This window comes from Streptomyces sp. NBC_00691 (assembly GCF_036226665.1).
Classification (GTDB): Bacteria; Actinomycetota; Actinomycetes; order Streptomycetales; family Streptomycetaceae; genus Streptomyces.
This window is the reverse complement of sequence record NZ_CP109007.1, coordinates 4,530,619-4,552,615: the sequence shown is the minus strand read 5'-3', so window position 1 is coordinate 4,552,615 and position 21,997 is coordinate 4,530,619. Positions and strand designations below refer to the sequence as shown.

Below are 21,997 nucleotides of genomic sequence, written 5' to 3'. Positions count from 1 at the left end.
CGGAGAAGATGGCAGTCGTGGAAGAGCTGACGGGCCGCGAGGCGGTGATCCAGCGCCTGCGCGATGTCGGGCTGCGGGTCACGGGCCCGCGCCTGGAGGTGCTCACGGTGCTCGCCGCCGGCGGCCATCTCGACGTCGAGGCGATCACCACGACCGCCCGCGAGCGGCTCGGCACGCTGACCAGCCAGGCCGTGTACGAGATGCTGCGGCACTTCCAGGAGACGGGCCTGGTCAGCAAGTTCGACCGGCCCGGACTGCCCGCGGTCTTCGAGATCTCGGGCCCCGCGCACCAGCACGCGCTGTGCACGGTGTGCGGCCGCGTGGAGAACGTCGCGTCGGCCGCGCCCGCGCCGCCGAAGGGCGCGCTGCCGGAGTGGCGCGTGGACGACGCGGAGGTCGTCTTCAAGGGCCTGTGCCCCGACTGCCGGGCGAGCGCCCCCGCCGCCTGAGCCGCAGCCGGGGGTTGCGGGAACCCGTCGGCGTTCCGTCCTCACATCTCCGACCGGGGCGGTCGCCGGCACCGGCCGGGCCGCCGTCGCCGTATACGCGTCGACGGCCAACTCCGTGCGTGTCGTTCGATTTTGTGGCAGGGTCTAGCGGGGCGATTCAACAGGATCCGCGTGGATCCGAGGGGAGTCTGCTGCGCCGTGTCCAGAAACGCCGCCGTGTCCCGCGCGGGCAGCGAGCAGGCTCTCGCCGTCTACCAGGAGCTCCGCACCCGGCCCGGCAGCACCTTCGACCAGGTCGCCAACGGCCTGGAGCTCTCCGCCGAGGAGCGGGAGCGATGTCGCGAGGAACTCACCTCCTTAGGACTCACCACCCAGGACCGCTCCGGCGACCGGACCGTCGTCGACCCCGATGTCGCCCTGCTGCGGCTGCTCCGCCGGGAGCGTGACCGGCTCCAGGAGCGCCTCGCCGCGACGAGCCGCGCGCACACCGCCCTCGAGTCCCTCGCCGGACCGTTCCTGCGCGCCGGGGCCGCGCCCCGCTCCGAGGTCGAGGTGGAGATCGTCACCGACCCGCAGCGGGTGCTGCGCGAGCTGACCGAGCTCACCGAGTCCGTCCGTACCGCCGTGCACGTCATGCACACCGGGTCCGTACGCCGTGAGGACATGGCCGCCGAGCTGGACCGGGACCGCTGCCGGGCCGCCCGCGGGGTGCGGGTCCGCGCCATGTACAGCCGGCGGGTCGGCACCGTGCCCGAGATGACCCAGCACCTGGCGGACCGGGCCGCGCTCGGCGTCGAGCTGCGGCTCTCCCCCGTCGTCCCGATGAACATGGTCCTCGCCGACGAGAACTTCGCCCTGCTGCCGACGGACCCGCACGACCCGGACTCGCCCACCATCCTGGCCCGCGGCCCGGGCCTCGTCCGGTCCTACCTCGCCCTGTACGAGTACTGCTGGCAGGCGGCCTCCCGGTACGGCGAGGAGCCCGGCGGCAGCGGCGGTGACGGCGACGGGCTGTCCGACCAGCAGCGGGCCGCGCTGCACATGCTGGCCTCGGGCATCAAGGACGAGCAGATCGCGCGGAGTCTCGGGGTGTCGCTCCGGACGGTCAGCCGGCTGCTCTCGGAGGTCATGCAGGAACTGGGCGCGGCGAGCCGCTTCGAGGCCGGGGTGAAGGCGGCGCGGCTCGGCCTGCTCGACGGCGAGGGGTCCGAACAGGGGGCCTCGTAAGAGGAGTTCCGGTGCGACACGGTAGGTCCAGGTACGGGTACGGGCATTGCACGACGGACTCCCGCCGAGCCGTATGACAAGGTGAGGGCGGGGCGACTCGGAGGATGAGGGGGTCACTTCGCCATGGTCACTGGGGGCGACTGCATCGGGGGCGGCACGACCGAGGTCCTGCTTGCCGTGTACCAGGAGCTGCGCCGTCGGGGCGTCTCGGACTTCGAGGAGGTCCGCAGAGAACTCGGCCTGGCGCCGGAGGAGTACGAGCGATGTCGCGGCGACCTCCTGACCCTGGGTCTGATCGTTCCGACGGGCCAGGCGCATGCCACCATCGCGGCCGTCCAGGACGGCAGTTGGCGTTCCGAGACGGACACGGTCGCGGCGATCGACCCGGAGATCGCGCTGCTCCGTCTTCTGGAGCGGGAGCGGGAGCGGCTGCGGGAGCACCTGGCGGAGGCGGACGAGGCGTACAGCACGCTGGAGATCCTCGCGGGTTCCTATCTGCGGGCCGAGGCGCTGACGAAGGCGGAGGCGCACGTCGAGGCGCTGACCGACTACCGCAGGATCCAGCAGGCCATCGAGGACATCACCGATGTGATGCAGGAGAGTTCGGCGGCGCTGCATCCGGGGATGCCGGGGCGGCAGGACCCGGACCGGATGCTGGACCGGGACCGGCGGCAGATCGCCAACGGGGTGCGGGTACGGGCCATCTACGGCCGGCAGGAGGCCACGGACCCGCAGATGGAGAAGTTCCTGGGGCAGCGGGCGGAGCTGGGTGTGGAGATCCGCCTGGCGCCCGTCGTCCCGATGAACCTGATCATCGCCGACCAGCAGTTCGCCCTGGTGCCGATCCGGCCCGAGGAGCCGGGGGAGGGCGCGATCCTGGCGCGTGGCAGGGCGCTGGTGCGGCCGTATCTGAGTCTGTACGAGCACTGCTGGCACACGGCGACTCCGTACGGCAACGAGGCGACGGCGGAGGCGGGCGGTGACGGCCTTTCGGAGCAGCAGCGGGCGGCGCTGCACATGCTCGCCTCGGGGATGAAGGACGAGCGGATCGCGCGCACGCTCGGGGTGTCGCTGCGGACGGTCAGCCGGATGATCTCGGAGCTGATGCAGGAGCTGGGCGCGACGAGCCGCTTCGAGGCGGGGGCGCGCGCGGTGCGGTTGGGCTGGCTGGACTGACCGCCGGAATGCGGGAAGGGGCGGATCCGCGGGTGCGGCCGGGGGAACGCCGGCGCGTCCCGTCCGCCATCGGCGGGGTGGAAATACCGGGGCCCCACAATCGTGGCAGCGATTGCGGGGCCCGGCACGAGAATATGTCCGGGGAATTTCCCGGGAAGTGGCGTCAGTTGGTCGGGGTCGGCTTCGGCGGAACGACCGGCCAGCCGTTGTCCTCGGCGACGCCGGCGACCGTCTGCGGGGTGACCGTGTGGTCGATGTCGGATCCGACGGCGAAGGTGGCACCGCCCGCGACGGCGGTACAGGCGGCCACCGCGACCAGGAGCTGACGGACGGCCTTGCGGATTCCGGTGTTCTGAGCAACGGACATGATTCCTCCAGGAATTGGAATGTGAATTCCGCCTTCCGGGGCCCGTGCCGCCGGGCGTTCCCTGAAGACATCTCCATTCTGTCCCGGCCCTCGAATCGAATCCATAGCTCGTCTCTGCGTGGACTCGCCATGGCGTGGATGCGTCATTCCGCCGTTCCCACAACGGAATTGGAGCATCCGGAGCCTCCCATATCTTTGGTCGAACCAAAAGAGATGCTAGACTTGTGCTACGGCCTTCTCGTTCCTCCAGGAGAGGGGGGCCGTCGGGGCAGGGGCGTGCCGCCGCCCCTGCCCCACCACCCGCTCCCCGCCCGGGAACACCGGGCGGGGCGTCTCCGCCAGCGCACCCCGGTACACCTCGACGGTGCGCGCGGCCGACGCCCGCCAGCTCATCCCGTGCGCATGCCGCACCGCCGCCTCCCCCATCGTCCCCACCACCTCCGGGTGCGCCGCGAGCCAGCCCAGCCGGCGCGCGTACTCCGCCGGGTCGTGCCCCTGCACCAGCATCCCCGTCACCCCGTCCCACACCGCCGTCGGCAGCCCGCCGACCGCCGCCGCGAGCACCGGAGTCCCACAGGCCTGCGCCTCCAGGGCCACCAGACCGAACGACTCGCTGCGCGAGGGCACCACCAGGACGTCCGCCGCCCGGTACCAGTCCGCGAGCCGCGCCTGCGGCACGGGAAGGCAGGACCGCAGCACATCCGTCACCCCCAGCTCCGCGGCGAGCTGCCACGCCGACCCCTCACGGGTCGCGCCCGAATGCCCGCCGACCACCGGCACCAGGAGCCGGCGGCGCAGGTCCGGGACCTCCCTCAGCAGCTCGGCGACCGCCCGCACGAGCACGTCCGGGCCCTTCAACGGCTGTATGCGGCCCGCGTACAGCGGCACGAACGCCTCCGCCGGAAGCCCGAGCCGGGCCCGCGCCGCCGCCCGGCCGTCCCCCGGGTGGAAGGTCCGCAGATCGACCCCCGGACGCACCACCTCGGTCCGCTCCCCCGCCGCCCCGTAGAGCGACCGCAGCGCCTCCGCCTCGTCCGCCGTGTTCGCGATCAGCCGGTCCGCGGCACCCGCCACCTGGTGCTCGCCCCTGACCCGCAGCTCAGGTTCGGGGGTGTCGCCCGCGGCCAGCGAGGCGTTCTTCACCCGGGCCAGGGTGTGGGCGGTGTGCACCAGCGGGATCCGCCAGCCCACCGAGGCGATCCGGCCCGCCTGCCCGGAGAGCCAGTAGTGCGAGTGGACCAGGTCGTACCGCCGCTCCTCCTTGAGCAGGGCCAGCGAGAACGGCACCACCAGATCGGGCATGGCCTCCTTGGGCAGCGCCTGGCGCGGCCCCGCGTGGAGGTGCCGGACCCGTACCCCGGGGGCGAGCTCGACGAGCGGGGGCAGGCCCTCGCCCCGGCAGCGGGTGAACAGATCGACCTCCGCGCCCTGCTCGGCGAGGGCGCGGGAGAGCTCGACCATGTAGACGTTCATGCCGCCGGCGTCCCCCGTCCCGGGCTGGTGGAGCGGGGAGGTGTGGACGCTGAGCATGGCGACGCGCAGGGACACGAGGGGCTCCTGAGGGGAGGGAAGCCACGTGCCCCTGCGCGTCGCTCGCGCGCGCACGGTCACGCGGCAGGGTGGGGGATCTACGGGGTTACTTAGTTGCTTAGTAGTGAGAGAGCGGACGAAACGTCAGAACCCGAAGACCGGACCCGACGGAGGTGCCAGCCGGGTCCCCGGGAGGGGCGCCGTCAGGGCGTGCCAGTCGACCGGACGGCCCGGCGCCGCGTGGAGCGCCGCCGCCAGCCGGTCCGCGCCCTCCGGCATCACCGGCCGCGCCCACGCCGACAGGGCCGAGGCCACCGCCAGCTGGGCGGCGAGTGCGGGGAGATGACGGCAGGACGTGCTGGGCCGGCAGCGTTCGTGGGCGTTGACGTGACCGAAGTCGGCGGCCGAGCGGACCATCTCGTCCAGGACGGCGACCGCCCGGCGCGGGTCGAAGGCATCGGGGCCGTACGCCTCGCGCAGATCGTCGACGCCCCGGTGCAGCCGCCGCTCCAGGATCTCCCAGCCGGTGCCGCCGGGCAGCGCCTGCGGGGCGAGGCCGCCGCACTCCTCCCGTACGGCGGCGAAGAGCCGGGACAGCCAGCTGTTCCAGTTCTCGTCCAGCTCGCGCCGGGCGGCGGCGAGCCGCTCCCGGTGGAAGACGGTGCGGCGGCCCAGCGGGCGGGCCTGGAGGACATGGCGGCGCAGGGTGTCGGAGCCGTACTCGGTGAGCAGGTCGAGCGCCCAGACGTTGCCCTCCTGGACGCCCTCCTCGATGACGTACGACTCGTTGACGTTGAAGTCCTGCGGCAGCTTGATGTCCTGCGCGAGGAGCAGCACCGGCAGCAGCACGGCGTGGCAGAAGGCGTGCCCGAAGCCGCAGAAGTGGATCGCCCGGCGGGGCAGCGGGCCCTGCACGTCGTAGCCGAAGAGGTGCATCGCGGCGGCTTCGAAGCAGCCGTCGATCCGGTGGTCGGGGAAGCCCTCGACCGGCACCTGGAGGCCCCACTCGGCGGGGTGGCCGACCGCGATGTCCGGCAGCCCGTCCTCGACGAGCGACTCGCACAGCGCGGCGAGCCTGGGCGGCAGCCCGGCCGTCGCCCAGTACTCGGCGAGCGTCTCCCGGAACGGCTCCAGGGGCACGTAGAGCCGGCGGCAGCGGCGGGCCACCGCCGGGGTGTCGCAGAGGGCGCAGCGGGCGCCGATGAGGTCGCCGCCGTCGTTCGGCCGTGCGCACTCGTGGCACATGCCGCCGTCGCTGACCGCGCCGCAGTGCGGGCAGGTGCCGGTGGCGTGCGCCCCGTGCAGCCAGCGCTCGCACGGCTCGCAGTACGGCAGCAGGCGGGTGCGCGGGGCGATGACGCCCTGCGCGAAGAGGCGCCCGAAGAGGTCCTGCACCCAGCGTCCGTATCCCTTGTCGCGGCGCGGACGCACGATGTGGTCGAACTCCACGCCCGACCGCAGCCAGTCCGCGGTGATCGCGGCCCGGTAGCCCTCGGCGACCTCCTCGGGCTTGCGGTGGTGGCGCAGCGCCCGGACCTCGACGGAGCTGGCGTGGTCGGCGGTACCGGTGGTGAACCGGACGGCCTCGCCCTCGGCTCGCAGATAGCGGGTGAGGACGTCGGCGGCGACGTACGGCCCGGCGAGGTGGCCGATGTGCAGTTCGCCGTGGGTGGCGGGAGGGGTCGCGGTGATCCAGACAGGGGTGCTCATGGGACCTCCTTGACGCTGCGGTGCGGTGGGCTTCAGCGGTCGCGTGCGGCGGAGCGCTGTCGGCGCAGGGCGGGTCAGCGGGCTCGTGCTCGAAGGGGTGGCGGGGTCAGCGGGGCTCGAAGTGAAACGAGCGGATGAAGCAGTCGCGGGGCTGCTCGACCGCGTAGACGATGCATTCGAAGAGGGCCTGCGTCGTCAGCTTCTCGTCGGGTGCGATTCCGTCCGGATTCGAGCCGTCCCATTCCGCGAAGCGCGGGTCGGAGGTCGAGAAGTCGGGCGGGAAGAGGGAGAACACGCGGACGCCGGAGGGGCGGAGGCGGCGCGAGAGGATGTCGGCGAATCCGGCCTGGGCGCTCTTCGCCGCCCAGAAGGCCTCGTGGGCGGCGCCCGCGGCCGCCGCGGAGGCGCCCTCGGCGTCGCGGACGGCGACCATGTTGACGATGTCGGGGCGCAGCGAGCCGCGCAGCAGGGGCAGGAAGTGCTTCACCATGAGGACCGTGCCGCCGGCCGTCGACTCGATCGTCTCGACGATCTCGCGGTCGCTGGCGGCCTCCAGGTCCATGCCGTCGAGCCAGCGGGCCCCGTTGTTGACCAACAGGTCGACGCGGTCGGTCCGTTCGCCGACGCGGGCGGCGAACTCCCGGATCTCGGCGGGCCTGCTGAGGTCGCAGCCGAAGGCGTGGATACGGTCACGGGCCGAGCCCATGACTTCGGTACGGGTGCGTTCGGCGGCCTCGACGGTCCGCGCCGAGACGTAGACCTCGGCGCCGAGATGCGCGAATCCGACGGCGAGCGCGCGACCGAAATAGCGGGACGCTCCGGTCACGACGACACGCAGATTCTCGAATTTCATGTGTGTCTGCTCTCCCCACGGATACCGATTGCCGGTCCATTTCAGCGTGGCAGAGGAAAGGGACGCCGGGCCTGGTGAGAAGGGTGCGCGTTCACGCCGTTGCGTGGACACGCCACGGCAGCACGAGCCGTTCGAGCAGTTCGGCGCGCTTGTGGTGGACGCGGACGCGGTCGGGCGCGGTGGAGACGGTGACGGTACCGCCGGGGGTGCGTACCTCGCCGTCCACGGGCGGCACGACCGTCCCGTCGAGCGCGCCGGCGGCGGCGAGGGCGGCGGCGCCGGTGAGCGCGAGCCGGGGGTGCCAGCCGCCGACGGTGAGCGCCCGGACGGCGATCCCGGCCGGGCCCGCCGTGAAGGCGGCGATCTTGGGGAGGGCGGAGTGGGGCGGATGGCCGAGGAGCCGGGCGGCGCGGCCGCGGAGCTCTTCGAGCCGCTCCCGGACTCCCCGCTCGGGAAGATGCCGGGCGTCGACGAAGACGTACGGGTTGCCGTACCGGACGAGCGAGACGGGAACCCCGTCGAGGACGTCGACGGGACGGCCGGTGGGGAGGGTGCCGGGGGCGGCCGGGGCGCGGAGGAAGCTGAGGACGTACGCGTCCCCTTCCGGCTCGCGCTCACACAGGACGGTGTCGCCGGTGGTCACGGCGCGGACGGTGACGGGTCCGGGGCGGGCGTCGGCGACCACGCAGGCGAGGAGGGAGTGGCCGCAGCCCGCCCGGAAGTCGAATCCGCCGGCGGGGAGGGCCTGGACGAAGCGGTAGTCGAGGCGGCCGCGGCCCGTCGGCCCGTAGAGGGCGATCTTGGCGATCCCCGCGTGGGCCGTGCCGGCGAGCGCGTGGCGCAGCCGCGCCAGCTCCCCGCCGAGGGCGAGCGCCCCGAGGGGGAGCTGGTCGAGCCGGAGGACGAGGGTGGGCCCGGGGGCGTCGTGCGCCCGGACGACGGTGGCACGGGCGGGGCCGCCCCGCGCGGGTCCGGGGCGGGGAGGTCCCGGAGGATCAGGCCGCACAGCCGACCGGGATGCGCATGCCCTGGACGACGTCCGTCCACAGTTCGTGGACCGCCAGGGCCCACAGCGCCTGGGCGTCGCTCGGGGACGGGCGTTCGCAGTGGCGGGTGAGGAGTTTCCGCACGCGGTCCGCGCGGACCTTCCCGCCCAGGACCAGCCGGGCGGGGGACAGTAGTTCCCGGACCGTCTCCAGGAGCGGGCTGCCCGGTGCGAGCATCGCCGAGAGCGGCAGGGTGAAGGGCTGCTTGGGGCGGCGCAGGACCGCCGAGGGCAGCAGTTCCGCCCCCGCCTCGTACAGCGCCCGTTTCCCCGTCCGCGCGGCCGTGGGCAGGGCTCGCGCGTGCGTCACCACCGACGGCTGGCAGAACGGCATCCGCGCCTCGACCGCCCACGCCATCGACAGGTGGTCCACGCGCCGCAGGTGGTACGCGGGAAGCCGCCAGCGGGTCTCGAAGGCCGTCATCGCGGTGAGCCGGTCCTCGCCGACCGCCTCCGCCGAGCGCAGCTCCTGCTCGATGCGGTCGGCCGCAGAGCCCTGATCGGCGATGTGCGCACGGTAGTCGGCGGTGTACAGGTGCTCCCGGAGCAGGCGCGGCGCCGCCGAGAGCGCGTCCGCGTACGCCCCCGCCCAGTCTGCGCCGGCCGGCGCCGCGAGTGCCGCGCGCATCCGGTCGTACCCGCCGAAGATTTCGTCGGCGCCGTCGCCGGTGAGGGCGACGGTGAAGCCGTTCTCGCGGACGGCGCGGAACAGCGCGTACGTGGAGAGGGTGATGGGGTCGGCGTTGGGCTGGCCGAGGTGGCGGACGGTCCGGGTGAGGAGGGAGCCGATCTCGTCGGGGTCGACGGCGACCTCGTGGTGCACGGTCCGGGTCCGGCGTGCGACGGAACGGGCGTACGCCGCCTCGGAGTCGGGCCACCGTCCCCGGTAGGTGAGGTGGAAGGTGTGCAGCGGCGGCGCGTCGGTCTCGCGGGCGTGTTCTGCGGCGAGCGCGGTGACGAGTCCGGAGTCGAGGCCGCCGCTGGTGATGGCGCAGACGGGGACCTCGGCCTCGGCGAGCCGCCGTACCTCGTGCCGCAGGACGTCCTGGGTGTCGCCGACGGGGGTGCTCCGGTGCGGGCCGCGCCGGCGGACGACGGGGGCGGCGCCGGGCCGGACGAGGGCGGTGGCCCCGGGCGGCAGGACGCTGACGCCGTCCAGCGCGGTGTGCGTGGAGAAGGACGTACGGGTGGCGAGGACCGTGTCGAGGGAGTCCTCGCGCGGGGAGATCCGGACCCCTTCGAAGGCGAGGAGCGCGGGGATCTCGGAGGCGAACCGGGTGGAGCCGTCGTACGGGTCGTGGTGGAGGTGGATCGGCTTCATCCCCATGTCGTCGACGGCGAGCACGAGTCGGGGGCTGCCGGGGCGCAGGTCGAGGACCGCGACGGCGAACATGCCGTCGAGGCGTTCGGCGAAGGCGGGTCCGTACTCGGCGTAGAGCGCGGGCAGCAGCGTGCCGTCGCAGCGGTCGGGGAACCGGTGGCCGCGGGCGGCCAGGGCGCGGCGCAGCTCGGCGTGGTTGTAGATCTCGCCGTTGAGGACGGCGAGGACGCCGGGGAGGTGGGGCAGCCGGTAGGGCTGCTGCCCGCCGCAGGGGTCGGTGACGGCGAGCCGGTCGCAGCCGAGGGACCAGCCGGGTCCGGTGAGCACGGCGTGCTCGTCGGGGCCGCCGTGGCGCTGACGGGCCGACACGGCGGCGAGTTGCGCCGGGTCGGGGCGGTCGGCGTGGGCCGCCGCTCCGGCGGCGAAGGAGCCGAGAATCCTGCACACAGCGGTCACCCTCCAAGCACATCACTCACCCGTACTAACCAATGATTTGAATCTACCAAGTTTTTGAATGGCGCGTAAGTGCCATGTCCAGTTCACGCCACGGCTTGGCCTTGCGACGCCCCCGGCGCCCCAACAGGCTGACCCCATGAGGGACATGGAGGACCACGACCACACCGTCGACCGCCCTGCCGGCAGCGCCGTCGACCACAGCGCCCGCACCGCGCCCGCATCGCTGCTCGTCGTGGCCGCGCACCCCGACGACATCGAGTTCTGCGTCAGCGGCACCGTCATGCAGTGGATCGAGCGCGGCACCCGCGTCACGTACTGCATCGTCACGGACGGCGGCGCCGGCGGTTACGACGACCGGCTCCCCCGCCAGGCGATGGCGGATCTGCGCCGCGCCGAACAGGTCCACTCCGCCAAGCTCAGCGGCGTCGCGGACGTCCGCTTCCTCGGCTATCCCGACAGCTTCGTGGAGGCCTCGGTGGAACTCCGCCGCGACCTGTGCCGGGTGATACGCGAGGTACGGCCGCAGCGTGCGATCATCCCCTCCCCCGAGATCAACTGGGCCCGGGTCGCCGACCTCCACCCCGACCACCGCGCCGTCGGCGACGCCTGTCTGCGCGCGGTCTACCCCGAGGCCCGCAACCCCTTCGCCCACCCCTCCCTGCTGAAGGACGAGGGCCTCGACCCGTGGACCGTCCACGAGCTGTGGCTGATGACCGGCCCGACCCCCAACCAGTACGTGGACGTCACCCCGGTCTTCGACCGCAAGGTCGAGGCGCTGCGCATCCACACCTCCCAGACGGCCCACTTCGACGACCTCGCGGGCCTCCTGCGCACCTGGCTCGGCGAACACGCGACGGCGGGCGGACTGCCTCCGGGCCGGATGGCGGAGGCGTTCCAGATCGTGCACATCGACTGAGTCCCGGACGGCTCCGAGCAGCTCCCGTCCGGCCTTGTGGGCTCCGGAGGCGCGTGAGACCGTGAGCGCCACACGTGGGGGCGCGTGGCCAACACGCGCGTGGCGAGGGGGAGTTGAGGACATGCCGGTAGAACTCGACAGCATCGAGCGGGCCGCCGTCCAGAAGTACGACCTGGCCTGGCCCGAGGTCGACGAGGACGGCTACACGCTGCTCACGGCCGGCCTGAGCACCTTCGCCGACTCCGTCGACGACGACACATGGGGCGCCAACCAGCACATGCAGCGCCTGCTCTCCTCCGGGGAGGGCGAGGCGATGAACGCGCTGCGGGAGCACTGGGACCGGGTCAGGGCGCAGGACCTCACCCCCGTCGCCGGAGCGGCCCGCGCGCTGGCAGCGGCGGTGAGCCCGCTGACGACCGTGATCGCCGAACTCAAGGCGTCCGTCGTGGCGGCGGCCGCCCGGATGGCCGCGGACGACACGGCCGCACTGACGGCGGCGGCAGCGGCCCCGGGCGCCCCGGCGGCGGCCGCCGCGAGGAACGCGATACTGGCGCAGAGGGCGAACGCCCGGTACGGATCGGTCGTCGAGAACCTCCTGACGTCCCTCCGGTCCGTGCTCGCAGACCCGGCCGTGATCGCCCTGGAGAACGTCCCCGACGATCTCGCGGGCGGGGCCGGGGGCCGCGGCGGCTCCACCGGGGCCCGCTGGAGCGAGGTCTTCGGCGGGGCCGGGAGCGGGGCCGAGAAGGGGTTCGGCGGAAGCGTCGGCGGCGGGGCGGCGGGTGGCATGCCGCCCGGCCGGGCGATCGGCGGCGTGCTGCGCGTGGACCACGAGGAGCACGAGCTCGCGGCCGGCAGGATCCGCGAGATCGGCCTCAAGGTCCGGGGCGAGACCACCGCCGAGCTGAACGCGGCGGTCGGCGATCACGGCTCCGTCAAGAGCAGCGGCTCCTTCGCCATCGACCTGGCCCAGAGCGTCGATCTGGTCCTCGACCGGCTCAGCACGGCCACCACCGCCATCGGCGGCCACCTGAGCGGCGCGCTGCCCGACGCGATCCTGCAGGTGTCGAACAGCCAGCAGGACACGGACGAGGGCAACCGGCAGCGCATGGCGCAGCTGGACTGACCCGGACCGGTGGTGCGCCTCGGGACCCCGGAGGGACGGGAGTTCCTGCCGGCCTGCGCGGGTTAGGGCCCGTCGTCGGCCCTCCGCCGTCGCCCGGAGGGCGGCGTACGCGCACCGGCACCACCCGCGCGCACCGCCCGGAACGACCCTAGGATCGAGATATGACCTCTCGCCGCGGTTCGTCCCTGTCGCTCTGGTCGAGGGACTCGTTCCTGTCCGTCGCCTCGGTCGGATCGACGCTCTCGATCGGCTCGGTCGGGTCGTTCCTGTCCGTCGGCTCCGTCGGTTCCGCGATGTCGGCCGGCTCCGTGGGTTCCTGGGCGAGTCTCGGATCCCTGCTCTCGGCCCGGTCGTGCTGGTCGGTGCTCTCCTGGCGCTCGCGCGGGGGTGTGCTCGCGGCGGGCGCGCTGCTGGCGGTCGCGGCCGCCGGAACCGTGGCGCTGGCGCCGTCGGCGCGGGCCACGACGTCCGGCGCGCTCAGCCCTTCGCGTCGATCTTGTCCTTGAGCGCGGTCAGCAGGCCCTGCACGAGGCCGATCGTCGCCTCGTCGACGAGGTTGCCGTCGGCGTCGAAGCGGTCGTTCGACTGGAAGACGTGCACCTCGGGCTTCACGACGACGTCGGCGTCGACGCAGACGAAGATCTGACGCAGCGCCAGCTGTGCGCGGACCGTGCCGAAGGCTCCCGGTCCGGCACCGAGGATCGCGGTGGGCTTGTGCCGCAGGGGCACGCCCTCGGTACGGGTCCAGTCGGTGCTGAGCCAGTCGATCGCGTTCTTGAGGACGCCGGGGATCGAGTAGTTGAACTCCGGCGTGGCGATGAGCACGCCGTCCGCCTCCGTGACGCGGCGGCGGAGCTCGTCGACGGCGGCGGGCCGACGGTCGGGGGTGTCGAGGTCGAAGTCGTACGCCGGGATGTCCCGCAGGCCCTCGTAGATCCCGATCTCCAGACCGCCGGGGTTGAACTTCTGTGCCGCACGCAGCAGTTGCGTGTTGTGCGAGTCGGCGCGGAGCGAGCCGGAGATGGCGAGGATCGTGGACTCGGTCATGGAATGCCCCCTGCGGATCAGTGAATGAGTCGGCCTGCGGATCGTGGATCCCGTCGGGCCCGGCCGCTGCCGTGGCCCGACGAACAGAAAGCTAAACCGATCGGTTCAGTCTGTCAACAGAACAGTTCAGTCTTGACACTGAACTGAGTGGTGTAGTTCATTCCCTCCATGGCCACCACCAGTACCGACCAGGACTCCGGGCGCGGCCGGACGGCCGCCGGCCCGGCCAGGATCCGCCCCAAGGCCCTTTCCCCAGAACGGACTTGGGCTTGGATTCGGCTTCGGGTCCGGCCCCGGACCCGGACCCGGCCGCCGAGCGGCCTCCTGCTCGCCGCGCTCGCCGCGCCCGCCGCGATGGGGGTGTCGGGGCCGAGCCTCGCCCTCCCGGAGGCCGCCCGCGAGCTGGCCGTCTCCCCCGCGTCGGCCGCCTGGCTGATGACGGCCTTCGGACTCGGCATGGCGGCCGGGACCCCGCTGCTCTCCGCCGTCGCCGGGCCTCGGCGCGGCCCGGCTGGGATCGTCGGGGCGGGCGCCGCCCTCGTGGCCCTCGGCGCGGCCCTCGTCCTCCTCGCCCCGAGCCTGCCCCTGGCGGTCGCCGGGCGCGTCCTGGAGGCGACCGGCGCGGCGGGACTCAACGTCGCCGCCTTCCAGATCGCGGGCCGCGACCGGTCGGGCCGCACCGCCGGTGTGGTCGCGATCGGCAGCGCGGCGGGCGGCACGGTGGGCCTGTTCGCCGGGGCGGCCCTGGCGGAGGTGACCGGCTGGCGCGGGGCCCTGGTCCTTCCGCTGCTGAGCCTGCTCGTCGTCGTGCCGGCGCGGAGACTGGCGGGCCGCGACGGCCTCCCGTCCCGCACGGGCGCGGAGGGACGCCGGTCCGCCCTCCCCCTCGACATCCTCCGCGCCCCGGGCTTCCGCGTCGCCGCCGGACTCATGCTCGCCGTCGCCACCGTCAACTTCGCCCTGCTGTACGCGGCTCCGCGGCGCGTCGCCGCGCTCACCGGCTGGAGTTCCGTGGAGACCGGGGCCGTCGCCTCGCTGGCCGCGCTCGCCGGAGCCCTGCTGTCCTGGCCGCTGGTCCGCGCGGCCCCGGCGATCGGGGCGCGCCGCGTCCGCGCCGTCCTCGCCCTCGGGTCGCTCGGTGCGACCGTCCTGGCACTGGCGGCGCCCTGGCCTGCGCTCGTCCTGGTCGCCTCGGGGACGAGCGCGCTCGTCACGGCCGGAGGTCAGGGGCTGCTCACGGGGGCCGCGACCGACGGGCTGCCGGCCGCCCGGCACGGCCTCGCCATCGGCCTGTTCAACCTGGCGTTCCTGATCGGCGTCGCTGCCGGGCCCGCCCTGGCGGCACGCTTTACAGACCAAACCGTTCAGTTCATATACTGACGGTCCCGCCACCACACCTAAGGAACACCCATGGGCGCCGGAGCCGACATCCAGGACGACGCGACCGACGAGTACGGCATCCCGATCATCCCGGACCCCGCCGACGCCGCCTCGCGCAAGCGGCAGGCGATCATCGACGCCGCCCTCGCCGAGTTCCTCGCCGAGGGCTACTCCGCGGCCTCGATGGACGCGATCACCCGTGGCTCGGGCGTCTCCAAGGCGACGATCTACAAGCACTTCGGCAGCAAGGAGCGGCTGTTCCTCGCCGTCATCGGCGGCGTGCTGCCGAAGACGTACGCGGATCTGGAGCCGTCGAACTCCACCCTCGCCGACGCCCCCGACCTGCGCACCGCCCTCGTCCGGCTCACCACCGACTGGGCCCGCATCCTGCTGCGCCCCGACATCATGTCGCTGCGCCGACTGGTGATCGGCGAGATAGACCGCTTCCCGCAGCTCGGCCAGCTCTGGTACCGGGTCAGCTACGACATGAACAACGGCCCGCTCGTCGAGGCCTTCACCGAGCTCGACACCCGCGGCGCCCTCGACGTGCCCGACCCGGCGCTCGCCGTACAGCAGTTGGTGGCGGCCACCGTCGGCGTGCCACAGCTCGTCCGGACCTTCTCGCCCGACGCCGAGATCGACGAGGCGGAGCTGACGCGGGTGATCAGCTCGGGAGTGGATCTCTTCCTGGCTCGGTACGCCGTCCGTCCCTGACGCCGGCGCTCTCCCCGACGCCGCCACCGACCTCACCGGCGATCTCACCGGCGACGGCCACGGCACTCCCGGGCGTCCGCGCCCGCCCGCCCCTCCTCGACCAGGCCCACAGCAGCAGCGCCGCCGCCCACCCGCCGGTCGTGAGGAGCTGGATGCGGCTCGCCGGGTCGCCCAGCATGAAGAGCAGCACCCCGCCGATCCCCGCGAGCGCGAGCGCCGCGCGCACGGAGGGGCCGTGCAGGCGCAGGTGGGAGGCGGCGATCAGCGCCCAGACGAGCAGGATCGCGGCGCCGATGGAGTTGAGCAGGAACGGGAAGACCGTGCGCGGCCAGAGCAGGCTGAGGACGACCGAGACGAAACCGAACGCGGCGGAGGCGAGGACGGCCGTGTCCGGGACCCCGGCGCCGGTACTCACCCGGCCGAGGGCGCGGGGCGCGTCGCCGCGCCCGACCAGGGCGAACAGCATGCGCGAGGAGCCGTAGACGTTGGCGTTCATCGCGGACAGGAGCGCGACGAGGACGACCGCCTTCATCAGGTCGGCGGCGCCGGGGACACCGGTGCTCGCGACCACGGCGGCGTACGGGCCCTCCGCGACGCCCGGGGCGTTCCACGGCACGAGGGTGACGATGACGGCCATCGAGCCGAGGTAGCAGACCGCGACCCGCCACATGACGGCCCGTACGCCGTTGCGGACGGCCCGGACCGGGTCGTCGCACTCGGCCGCGGCGATGGTCACCGTCTCCAGGCCGCCGAACGCGAAGACGGCCGCCACCATGCCGACGGCGACACCGTGCCAGCCGTGCGGCAGGAACCCGCCGTCGCCGAGGAGATGGGCGGTACCGGGGGACGGGTGGCCGGGCAGCAGACCGGCGAGGACGACGGCTCCGAGCACGAGGAAGCCGGCGATCGCGACGATCTTGAGGCCGGCGAACCAGAACTCCAGCTCGCCGAAGTTCCGTACGCCCGCCAGGTTGCTCGCGGTGAACAGGCTCATGAAGACGGCCACCCACACCCAGCCGGGCACGGCCGGCACCCAGCCGCCGACGATGTGCGCGGCCCCGACGGCTTCGGCGGCGACGCTCACGACGAGCAGCGCCCAGTACATCCACCCCGTCAGCAGCCCGGCCCACGGCCCGAACGCCCGGCGCGCGTGCTCGGCGAACGAGCCGGTGACCGGGTGGGCCGCCGACATCTCGCCGAGCATGCGCATCACCAGGACGGTCAGGACGCCGGCGCACACGTACGAGACGAGGATGCCGGGACCGGCGGCGGCGATCCCGAACCCCGAACCGACGAAGAGTCCGGCGCCGATGGCACCGCCCAGCGCGATCATGGCCAGATGCCGCTGCCGCAGACCGGCGCCGAGTACCCGCCCTGTCATGTTTCCCCCCCGAAATCCGGACGGCCAGCGGAGGAGCTTCGCCGCTGATCCCCGGGAAGGGTAAGCCGGTTCCGGACACGGGGCCGGTTCGGGCCGACCGCCGGACACCCGGGCGCCGGAGGCCCGGGTGCCGGAGCCTCAGCCGTCCTCCGCGAGGCGCTTGACGTCCGCGAGGCGCCGGTCCCAGTCGGCGGCCAGGGCCGCCATCCAGCGGGCCGTCGCGTCGAGCGCGGCCGGGCGGACCGCGTAGCGGACCTCCCGGCCGACGCGGGCGGCGGAGACGAGGCCGGCGGCCTCGAGCACCGCGAGGTGCTTGACGATCGCCTGGCGCGAGACGGGGAGGCGGGCGGCGAGCGCGGTCGCGGTGGCCTCCCCCTCCTGGGCGAGCAGGTCGAGCAGCCGGCGCCGGGTGGGGTCGGCGAGGGCGCCGATCACACTGTCGGTGGCGGAGGGGGAGCCGGCGGCCGAGGCCGGCTCGGCCCCCTCTCCGTCCGAGGGCTCCGGCATCACGACGACGGGGCCTGTTCCGCGCGCTTCTTGAACGCGGCGATCACCTCGGGCCAGCCGCCCGTGTTGTCCCGGACGGCCTTGGCCCGCAGCTCCTCCGACCCCGGCAGCGCCGCGAAGCCGCTCTCGACGACGCGCAGGCGCGTGCCGTCGCCCTCCTCGGTGAGGGTGAACTCGACGAGGGTGGTGTTGTCGTCGGTCAGCTCCTGCCCGGAGAAGGCGCTGGCCCAGCGGTAGGCGACGTAGGTCGGCGGTTCGACCTTCTCGACGCGTACGGGGAAGTCGCCGTGGGCGGAGTTCCTGGCGAGCATCGACTCGCCCTCCCTGGCCACGGTCCCGGCCACGGCCGCCTCGTCGGCCACCCAGAACCCGGGCTGGGCCACAAGGGTCCAGACGCGCTCCAGGGGTGCGTCGATCAGGGTTTCGCGCTCGATCCGGTCCTCACTCATGGGGGACTCCTTCTTCGCGTAGGGTGCGCCACACGGAAGTGACTGCAACCCCAGGGTTGCACATGGCTCTCACACTCGCAACTCTACGGTTGCGCCTCGGCGCCCGGGTCCGTCACCGGCCAGGCCGTCTCCACGCGATCGCCCGGGTGGTCCGGGGCCCGGGCGCGGGCGCCCTCAGGAGTCCACCACGAGCCGCACCGCCAGGACGACGATCAGCGTGCTCGACGCGAGCACCGTCGTCAGCCGGCCGCGGGCCCCCGTCAGGGTCCGGCCCAGCAGCGTCCCGCCCAGGGCGAGGAGCAGCTGCCAGCTCGCCGAGGCGACCAGGGCCGCGAGGACGAACGCCGCCCGGTCGGGAAGCGTCGCGGGCGCCGAGGGACCCGTCGCGAGGACGAGCGCGACGAAGTAGATCACCGTCATCGGGTTGAGGACCGTGATCCCCAGGAAGGTGAGGTACGCACGGGCCGGGCCGAGGACCGTCCCGTCGTCGCGGGAGGCGAGCCCGCCCTTCCGGTACGCGGAGAGGGCCACGGACACCGCCCGGAGCGCGAGCACCACGAGCACCACGGCCGAGGCCCACCGCAGCGGGGTCGTCACGGGTGCCAGGAGCGGGACGAGCGCCGAACCGCCCGCCACCGCGATCACGGCGTAGACGCCGTCCGCCGTGGCGACGCCGAGCGCGGCGCCCGCGCCCGTACGCCAGCCGGTACGGGCCGTCACGGCCACCAGATACGCCCCGACCGCGCCGACCGGGATCGCGATGCCGTAGCCGGCGAGCAGGCCGGCCACCACCGCGGCGGTCACGCGACGGCGGGGATCGCGCCTCCGGGGGAGCCGGGCTGCTGCTGTCGGCGGTACGCCGAGCCGTCCTTGGTCCGGGCGAGGAAGCCGCCGGTCACGAGATACCGGCGCAGCGCGGAGAAGTCCTCGTGCACGGTGAGCAGGGCCTGGTTGACCTCGGACTCGCGGTAGTCCCGGCCGGGAGCGAAGAGGCTCTCGGTGAGGTGCGCGAGGAGGGCCTCGCGGCGGGCCGGCCTGCGCGGGATCGCCTTGAGGCGCCCGTCGGCGGAGAACAGGTCCGCGACCGGACGGGCCGGACGGGCCCCGGTGGCGGGACGGGAGGGATGACTGGTCATGGCGGAGAAGCCTGACGGTCGCCGGCCCGGCCCCGCAAAGGGTTTTCGCCCATGCCCCCGCCGGGCCCGTCCGCCCCGGTCTCCCGGAGCCCTGATCATGACGTCGGGGGCGGCTCTCCGCGTCAAGGCCGCAGGAACGCCACGGCGGGGTCGTCCAGGGCGCCGAAGGCGAAGGGGACGTCCGGCGTGACCGGCGTCACATCCGGGTTCTGTCAGCAATCGCCGCCCCGTCTCGTTCAAGGGGCGCCCGAACGAGACAGGAGCATCGCCATGAAGCACCGCATCGTCGTACTCGGCGCCGGATACGCCGGGGCCTACGCCGCCGGAAACCTGGCGCGCCGGCTCTCCCCCGCCGACACCGAGATCACCGTCGTCAACGCCGCCCCCGACTTCGTCGAGCGGATGCGGCTCCACCAGCTCGCGAGCGGCCGGGACCTCGCGGTCCGCACGCTCACCGACGTCTTCGCGGGCACGGGGGTACGGGTGCGCCTGGCCCGCGTCACCGGCATCGATCCGGAGCGCAGGACCGTCACCGTGGACCCCGTGGGCACGGCGACCGGCGCGGACGGCACCGGCACCGGCGGGACCGACGCCACCGGCGCCGACCAGCTCGCGTACGACACCCTCCTCTACGCCCTCGGCAGCTCCGTCGCCCACCACGGCGTCCCCGGCGCCGCCGAGCACGCCTTCGACGTGGCCGGCCGCGCCTCGGCACTGCGCCTGCGCGAGCGCATCGCCGCTCTCGGCGCGGGCGGCACCGTGCTGGTCGTCGGCGGGGGGCTGACCGGCATCGAGACCGCCACCGAGCTCGCCGAGTCCCGGCCCGACCTCGCGATCGCCCTCGCCGCCCACGGCGAGCTGGGCGCCTGGCTCTCCCCGGGGGCCCGCCGCCACCTGCGCCAGGCCTTCGACCGGCTCCGCATCACCGTCCACGAGCACACCGCCGTCGAGGCCGTCGAGCCGACGCGGGCGATCGCCGCCGGCGGTTCGCCCCTCCCGGCCGACGTGACCGTGTGGACGGCCGGGTTCGCCGTGCACCCCCTCGCGGCCGCCGCCGGTCTGGAGGTCGCGGAGACCGGCCGGATCGTCGTCGACCGCACCATGCGTTCGGTCTCCCACCCGGAGATCTACGCCGCCGGTGACTCCGCCCACGCGATCGGCGACAACGGCCGGCCGCTGCCGATGTCCTGCGCCTCGGCCGGCTTCACCACCATGCAGGCGACGGCCGCGATCATCGCGCGCCTGACGGGCGACGAGGTCCCGACCACCGGACTGAAGTACCACGGCAACCACATCAGCCTCGGCCGGCGGGACGCCATCTTCCAGATGGTGGGCGGGGACGTCCGCCCGAAGAACTGGTACCTGGGCGGCCGGACCGCCGCGCGGCTCAAGGCGGGTGTCCTCACGGGAGCCGGCTGGAACATCGCCCACCCGACCCTCGGTATACCCAAGCGCAGGCGCCGCCTGACCACCGCTCCGACGCCCGGCCGGACCGGCCTGAGGGCCACCGCCTAGGAATGTCTCCCCCTAGGGTGTTCCGCATGGACAGCGCAGCCGTCGATCGCTTCGAGGCCGGCCGTGGCCGGCTGGCCTCGATCGCGTACCGCCTGCTCGGCTCGGCAGCCGACGCCGAGGACGCCGTGCAGGACACCTTCCTGCGCTGGCAGGCCGCGGACCGCGACCGGATCGAGGTGCCGGAGGCATGGCTGACCAAGGTCCTCACCCACCTCTGCCTCGACAGGCTCCGTTCGGCGCACACGCGCCACGAGCGGTCGGCCGGCGCCTGGCTGCCCGAACCGCTCCTCGAAGGCGACCCGATGCTCGGCCCCGCCGAGACCTTCGCGCAGCGCGAATCCGTGTCGCTGGCCGTACTGACCCTCATGGAGCGCCTCACGCCGGTCGAGCGGGCCGTCTACGTCCTGCGTGAGGCCTTCTCGTACGGCCACGCCGAGATCGCCGGGATCCTCGACATCACCGAGTCCGCGAGCCAGCAGCACATCCACCGGGCCCGGATCCGGGTCGCCTCCGAGCGCCGCCGCGGTGGCGTGCAGGCCGACCCCGCGTCCGCGCGCCGGGTCGTCGAGGAGTTCCTGGCCGCCGCCGTGTCGGGCCGCACCGAACGACTGGTGGCGCTGCTCACCGACGACGTGACGGCGGTCTCGGACGGCGCCGGACTGGCGGCGCGGCTGCTGCGGGTCACGACGCGCGAACGGGTCGCCTCCTTCGCGCGGGCCGGTTTCCGGCCCACGCCGGCGAAGCGGCGGCTGGCCGGAGGCACGCCCTCGCTCCACATCGCGGTGGTCAACGGCGCTCCGGCCGTCCTCGCCGTGGTCGACGGCCGGGTCATGGGTGCGGTGGCCTTCGCGGTCAGCGAGGGCAGGGTCGCGTCACTGCACGGGATCGCCACCGCGGCCCGGCTCACACGGCTCGACGAGGCCTGGCGGAAGCACGAGCCGAGGGCGCCCGCGGCGATCGAGGCGTGGTGAACGAGACGTACCGAGCGTGGCGTTCGGAACGAGACGGGCCGACCGTGGCGTGGTGGACGAGGCGTACCGAGCGTGGCGGGGCGAACCAGGCGGTCAGCGGTCCGACGCCTTCCACTCCTCCGCGAGGAGTCCGAGGATGACCTCGTCCAGGAACTCGCCCATCACCCAGGCCGACGACCGCAGCACGCCCTCGCGGACGAAGCCGTTGCTCTCGGCGGAGCGGAGCATCGCGGCGTTGTCCGCCAGCGTCTCGATCTGCAGCCGCTGGAGGCCGCGTACGACGAAGCCGTAGTGGCACAGCGTCGCGACCACGTCGGTGCCGTAGCCCTTGCCGCGGGCGGACGGCAGCAACCCCAAGCCGATGTGCGCGACCCGGTTGTGGGTGTCGATGCCCCAGAGGGTCGCGGTACCGATCAGGCTTCCGCCCTCCAACTCGACGACGGAGAAGGGCACATGTCCCTCCGCCGTGTCGTCCACGACGAGCCGCCGGTCCTTCGAGCCGGGAGTGATCGGCCGCCAGGGCCCGCCCTCGGCGCGCGAGGCGTTGACCACGTCGTCGTAGAGCTCGGTCCGCAGGATCGGAATGTCTTCGTCGTGGCGAGCCCTCAGCCCCACCTCGCTACCCCTCAGCATGCGAGATTCCTATCCGACCCGTCTCACCGACGGCAACCGGATAACGGTGCCGGGGGCGGACGATGTCCTCGACGGCGAGCGAGGCAGC

At 73.6% G+C, this 21,997-nt stretch carries 23 protein-coding genes; 10 read left to right on the top strand and 13 right to left on the bottom strand.

Going from position 1 to position 21,997, the window contains the following annotated elements:
* Nucleotides 1-8 precede the first annotated feature (8 nt).
* The 3 genes from OG392_RS20610 (at nt 9) to OG392_RS20600 (ending at nt 2,852) form a co-directional block, all read left to right on the top strand.
* Complete coding sequence (locus tag OG392_RS20610; protein WP_329281515.1) at nt 9-449, top strand: Fur family transcriptional regulator; 441 nt, start codon at nt 9-11, stop codon at nt 447-449.
* A gap of 198 nt (nt 450-647) precedes the next feature.
* On the top strand, nt 648-1,676 hold the full coding sequence (locus tag OG392_RS20605; RefSeq protein WP_329281513.1) for a helix-turn-helix domain-containing protein: 1,029 nt from the start codon (nt 648-650) through the stop codon (nt 1,674-1,676).
* 123 nt (nt 1,677-1,799) lie between these two features.
* Nucleotides 1,800-2,852, top strand: coding sequence for a helix-turn-helix transcriptional regulator (locus tag OG392_RS20600; RefSeq protein WP_329281511.1), 1,053 nt, complete (start codon nt 1,800-1,802; stop codon nt 2,850-2,852).
* A gap of 163 nt (nt 2,853-3,015) precedes the next feature.
* Here OG392_RS20600 and OG392_RS20595 read toward each other — a convergent pair whose 3' ends face one another.
* The 6 genes from OG392_RS20595 to asnB form a co-directional block, all read right to left on the bottom strand.
* A complete protein-coding gene (locus OG392_RS20595) occupies nt 3,016-3,219 on the bottom strand; it encodes a hypothetical protein (protein WP_329281509.1) in 204 nt (67 codons plus the stop codon).
* A gap of 216 nt (nt 3,220-3,435) precedes the next feature.
* The gene (mshA, locus tag OG392_RS20590) at nt 3,436-4,749 is read right to left on the bottom strand and encodes a D-inositol-3-phosphate glycosyltransferase (RefSeq protein ID WP_329287375.1); all 1,314 of its coding nucleotides are present in this window, start codon (nt 4,747-4,749) and stop codon (nt 3,436-3,438) included.
* Nucleotides 4,750-4,893: 144 nt separating this feature from the next.
* The gene (locus OG392_RS20585; RefSeq protein WP_329281507.1) at nt 4,894-6,459 is read right to left on the bottom strand and encodes a class I tRNA ligase family protein; all 1,566 of its coding nucleotides are present in this window, start codon (nt 6,457-6,459) and stop codon (nt 4,894-4,896) included.
* Between the two features lie 106 nt (nt 6,460-6,565).
* On the bottom strand, nt 6,566-7,312 hold the full coding sequence (locus OG392_RS20580; RefSeq protein ID WP_329281505.1) for an SDR family oxidoreductase: 747 nt from the start codon (nt 7,310-7,312) through the stop codon (nt 6,566-6,568).
* Nucleotides 7,313-7,403: 91 nt separating this feature from the next.
* A complete protein-coding gene (locus tag OG392_RS20575) occupies nt 7,404-8,318 on the bottom strand; it encodes a hypothetical protein (protein WP_329281503.1) in 915 nt (304 codons plus the stop codon).
* A complete protein-coding gene (gene asnB / locus OG392_RS20570; RefSeq protein ID WP_329281500.1) occupies nt 8,308-10,125 on the bottom strand; it encodes an asparagine synthase (glutamine-hydrolyzing) in 1,818 nt (605 codons plus the stop codon). Before asnB ends, OG392_RS20575 begins: the two co-directional genes overlap by 11 nt.
* Before the next feature lie 145 nt (nt 10,126-10,270).
* On the opposite strand from asnB, the gene OG392_RS20565 reads away from it, so the two are divergent.
* The 3 genes from OG392_RS20565 (at nt 10,271) to OG392_RS20555 (ending at nt 12,682) form a co-directional block, all read left to right on the top strand.
* Nucleotides 10,271-11,050: a PIG-L deacetylase family protein gene (locus OG392_RS20565; RefSeq protein WP_329281499.1), complete on the top strand. Its 780-nt coding sequence runs from the start codon at nt 10,271-10,273 to the stop codon at nt 11,048-11,050.
* A 121-nt stretch (nt 11,051-11,171) separates the two neighbouring features.
* Nucleotides 11,172-12,176, top strand: a complete 1,005-nt coding sequence (locus tag OG392_RS20560) for a hypothetical protein (protein ID WP_329281496.1) — start codon at nt 11,172-11,174, stop codon at nt 12,174-12,176.
* Nucleotides 12,177-12,337: 161 nt separating this feature from the next.
* A complete protein-coding gene (locus OG392_RS20555; RefSeq protein WP_329281493.1) occupies nt 12,338-12,682 on the top strand; it encodes a hypothetical protein in 345 nt (114 codons plus the stop codon).
* Here OG392_RS20555 and OG392_RS20550 read toward each other — a convergent pair.
* Nucleotides 12,654-13,223, bottom strand: coding sequence for an NADPH-dependent FMN reductase (locus OG392_RS20550; protein ID WP_329281491.1), 570 nt, complete (start codon nt 13,221-13,223; stop codon nt 12,654-12,656). The two genes, OG392_RS20555 and OG392_RS20550, sit on opposite strands and share 29 nt — an antisense overlap.
* A gap of 168 nt (nt 13,224-13,391) precedes the next feature.
* Here OG392_RS20550 and OG392_RS20545 point away from each other — a divergent pair, with 168 nt between their 5' ends.
* Together OG392_RS20545 and OG392_RS20540 are read left to right on the top strand one after the other, a co-directional pair.
* Nucleotides 13,392-14,603, top strand: a complete 1,212-nt coding sequence (locus OG392_RS20545; RefSeq protein WP_329281489.1) for an MFS transporter — start codon at nt 13,392-13,394, stop codon at nt 14,601-14,603.
* Between the two features lie 30 nt (nt 14,604-14,633).
* Nucleotides 14,634-15,317, top strand: a complete 684-nt coding sequence (locus OG392_RS20540) for a TetR/AcrR family transcriptional regulator (RefSeq protein ID WP_329281487.1) — start codon at nt 14,634-14,636, stop codon at nt 15,315-15,317.
* Here the strand turns inward: OG392_RS20540 and OG392_RS20535 are convergent.
* The 5 genes from OG392_RS20535 to OG392_RS20515 form a co-directional block, all read right to left on the bottom strand.
* Nucleotides 15,268-16,698 carry an amino acid permease gene (locus tag OG392_RS20535; protein ID WP_329281485.1) on the bottom strand — a complete coding sequence of 477 codons (1,431 nt, stop codon included), beginning with the start codon at nt 16,696-16,698 and terminating at the stop codon, nt 15,268-15,270. The genes OG392_RS20540 and OG392_RS20535 overlap by 50 nt on opposite strands.
* A gap of 138 nt (nt 16,699-16,836) precedes the next feature.
* Nucleotides 16,837-17,205, bottom strand: coding sequence for an ArsR/SmtB family transcription factor (locus tag OG392_RS20530; protein WP_329281483.1), 369 nt, complete (start codon nt 17,203-17,205; stop codon nt 16,837-16,839).
* Complete coding sequence (locus OG392_RS20525) at nt 17,205-17,654, bottom strand: SRPBCC domain-containing protein (protein ID WP_329281481.1); 450 nt, start codon at nt 17,652-17,654, stop codon at nt 17,205-17,207. The genes OG392_RS20530 and OG392_RS20525 overlap by 1 nt, the downstream gene beginning before the upstream one ends.
* Before the next feature lie 174 nt (nt 17,655-17,828).
* Nucleotides 17,829-18,458 (bottom strand): LysE family transporter, encoded by a 630-nt coding sequence (locus OG392_RS20520; RefSeq protein ID WP_329281479.1) that lies wholly within the window; start codon nt 18,456-18,458, stop codon nt 17,829-17,831.
* A complete protein-coding gene (locus OG392_RS20515) occupies nt 18,455-18,790 on the bottom strand; it encodes a DUF2087 domain-containing protein (RefSeq protein WP_329281476.1) in 336 nt (111 codons plus the stop codon). Before OG392_RS20515 ends, OG392_RS20520 begins: the two co-directional genes overlap by 4 nt.
* 270 nt (nt 18,791-19,060) lie before the next feature.
* Between OG392_RS20515 and OG392_RS20510 the strand changes: the two genes are divergently transcribed.
* Nucleotides 19,061-20,305, top strand: coding sequence for an NAD(P)/FAD-dependent oxidoreductase (locus OG392_RS20510; RefSeq protein WP_329281474.1), 1,245 nt, complete (start codon nt 19,061-19,063; stop codon nt 20,303-20,305).
* 26 nt (nt 20,306-20,331) lie between these two features.
* The gene (locus OG392_RS20505) at nt 20,332-21,276 is read left to right on the top strand and encodes a sigma-70 family RNA polymerase sigma factor (protein WP_329281472.1); all 945 of its coding nucleotides are present in this window, start codon (nt 20,332-20,334) and stop codon (nt 21,274-21,276) included.
* Between the two features lie 93 nt (nt 21,277-21,369).
* Here the strand turns inward: OG392_RS20505 and OG392_RS20500 are convergent, their stop codons facing one another.
* Nucleotides 21,370-21,909 (bottom strand): GNAT family N-acetyltransferase, encoded by a 540-nt coding sequence (locus OG392_RS20500; RefSeq protein WP_329281470.1) that lies wholly within the window; start codon nt 21,907-21,909, stop codon nt 21,370-21,372.
* Nucleotides 21,910-21,997 lie beyond the last annotated feature (88 nt).

What these genes read in the sequence shown, in the direction of transcription:
- OG392_RS20525 (WP_329281481.1), bottom strand. Translation starts at nt 17,654, where the DNA reads ATGAGTGAGGACCGGATCGAGCGCGAAACCCTGATCGACGCACCCCTG.
- OG392_RS20610 (WP_329281515.1), top strand. Translation starts at nt 9, where the DNA reads ATGGCAGTCGTGGAAGAGCTGACGGGCCGCGAGGCGGTGATCCAGCGC.
- OG392_RS20530 (WP_329281483.1), bottom strand. Translation starts at nt 17,205, where the DNA reads ATGCCGGAGCCCTCGGACGGAGAGGGGGCCGAGCCGGCCTCGGCCGCC.
- OG392_RS20585 (WP_329281507.1), bottom strand. Translation starts at nt 6,459, where the DNA reads ATGAGCACCCCTGTCTGGATCACCGCGACCCCTCCCGCCACCCACGGC.
- OG392_RS20580 (WP_329281505.1), bottom strand. Translation starts at nt 7,312, where the DNA reads ATGAAATTCGAGAATCTGCGTGTCGTCGTGACCGGAGCGTCCCGCTAT.
- OG392_RS20550 (WP_329281491.1), bottom strand. Translation starts at nt 13,223, where the DNA reads ATGACCGAGTCCACGATCCTCGCCATCTCCGGCTCGCTCCGCGCCGAC.
- OG392_RS20540 (WP_329281487.1), top strand. Translation starts at nt 14,634, where the DNA reads ATGGGCGCCGGAGCCGACATCCAGGACGACGCGACCGACGAGTACGGC.
- OG392_RS20535 (WP_329281485.1), bottom strand. Translation starts at nt 16,698, where the DNA reads ATGACAGGGCGGGTACTCGGCGCCGGTCTGCGGCAGCGGCATCTGGCC.
- OG392_RS20565 (WP_329281499.1), top strand. Translation starts at nt 10,271, where the DNA reads ATGAGGGACATGGAGGACCACGACCACACCGTCGACCGCCCTGCCGGC.
- OG392_RS20515 (WP_329281476.1), bottom strand. Translation starts at nt 18,790, where the DNA reads ATGACCAGTCATCCCTCCCGTCCCGCCACCGGGGCCCGTCCGGCCCGT.
- OG392_RS20545 (WP_329281489.1), top strand. Translation starts at nt 13,392, where the DNA reads ATGGCCACCACCAGTACCGACCAGGACTCCGGGCGCGGCCGGACGGCC.
- OG392_RS20595 (WP_329281509.1), bottom strand. Translation starts at nt 3,219, where the DNA reads ATGTCCGTTGCTCAGAACACCGGAATCCGCAAGGCCGTCCGTCAGCTC.
- OG392_RS20555 (WP_329281493.1), top strand. Translation starts at nt 12,338, where the DNA reads ATGACCTCTCGCCGCGGTTCGTCCCTGTCGCTCTGGTCGAGGGACTCG.
- mshA (WP_329287375.1), bottom strand. Translation starts at nt 4,749, where the DNA reads ATGCTCAGCGTCCACACCTCCCCGCTCCACCAGCCCGGGACGGGGGAC.
- OG392_RS20600 (WP_329281511.1), top strand. Translation starts at nt 1,800, where the DNA reads ATGGTCACTGGGGGCGACTGCATCGGGGGCGGCACGACCGAGGTCCTG.
- OG392_RS20500 (WP_329281470.1), bottom strand. Translation starts at nt 21,909, where the DNA reads ATGCTGAGGGGTAGCGAGGTGGGGCTGAGGGCTCGCCACGACGAAGAC.
- OG392_RS20510 (WP_329281474.1), top strand. Translation starts at nt 19,061, where the DNA reads ATGAAGCACCGCATCGTCGTACTCGGCGCCGGATACGCCGGGGCCTAC.
- OG392_RS20505 (WP_329281472.1), top strand. Translation starts at nt 20,332, where the DNA reads ATGGACAGCGCAGCCGTCGATCGCTTCGAGGCCGGCCGTGGCCGGCTG.
- OG392_RS20560 (WP_329281496.1), top strand. Translation starts at nt 11,172, where the DNA reads ATGCCGGTAGAACTCGACAGCATCGAGCGGGCCGCCGTCCAGAAGTAC.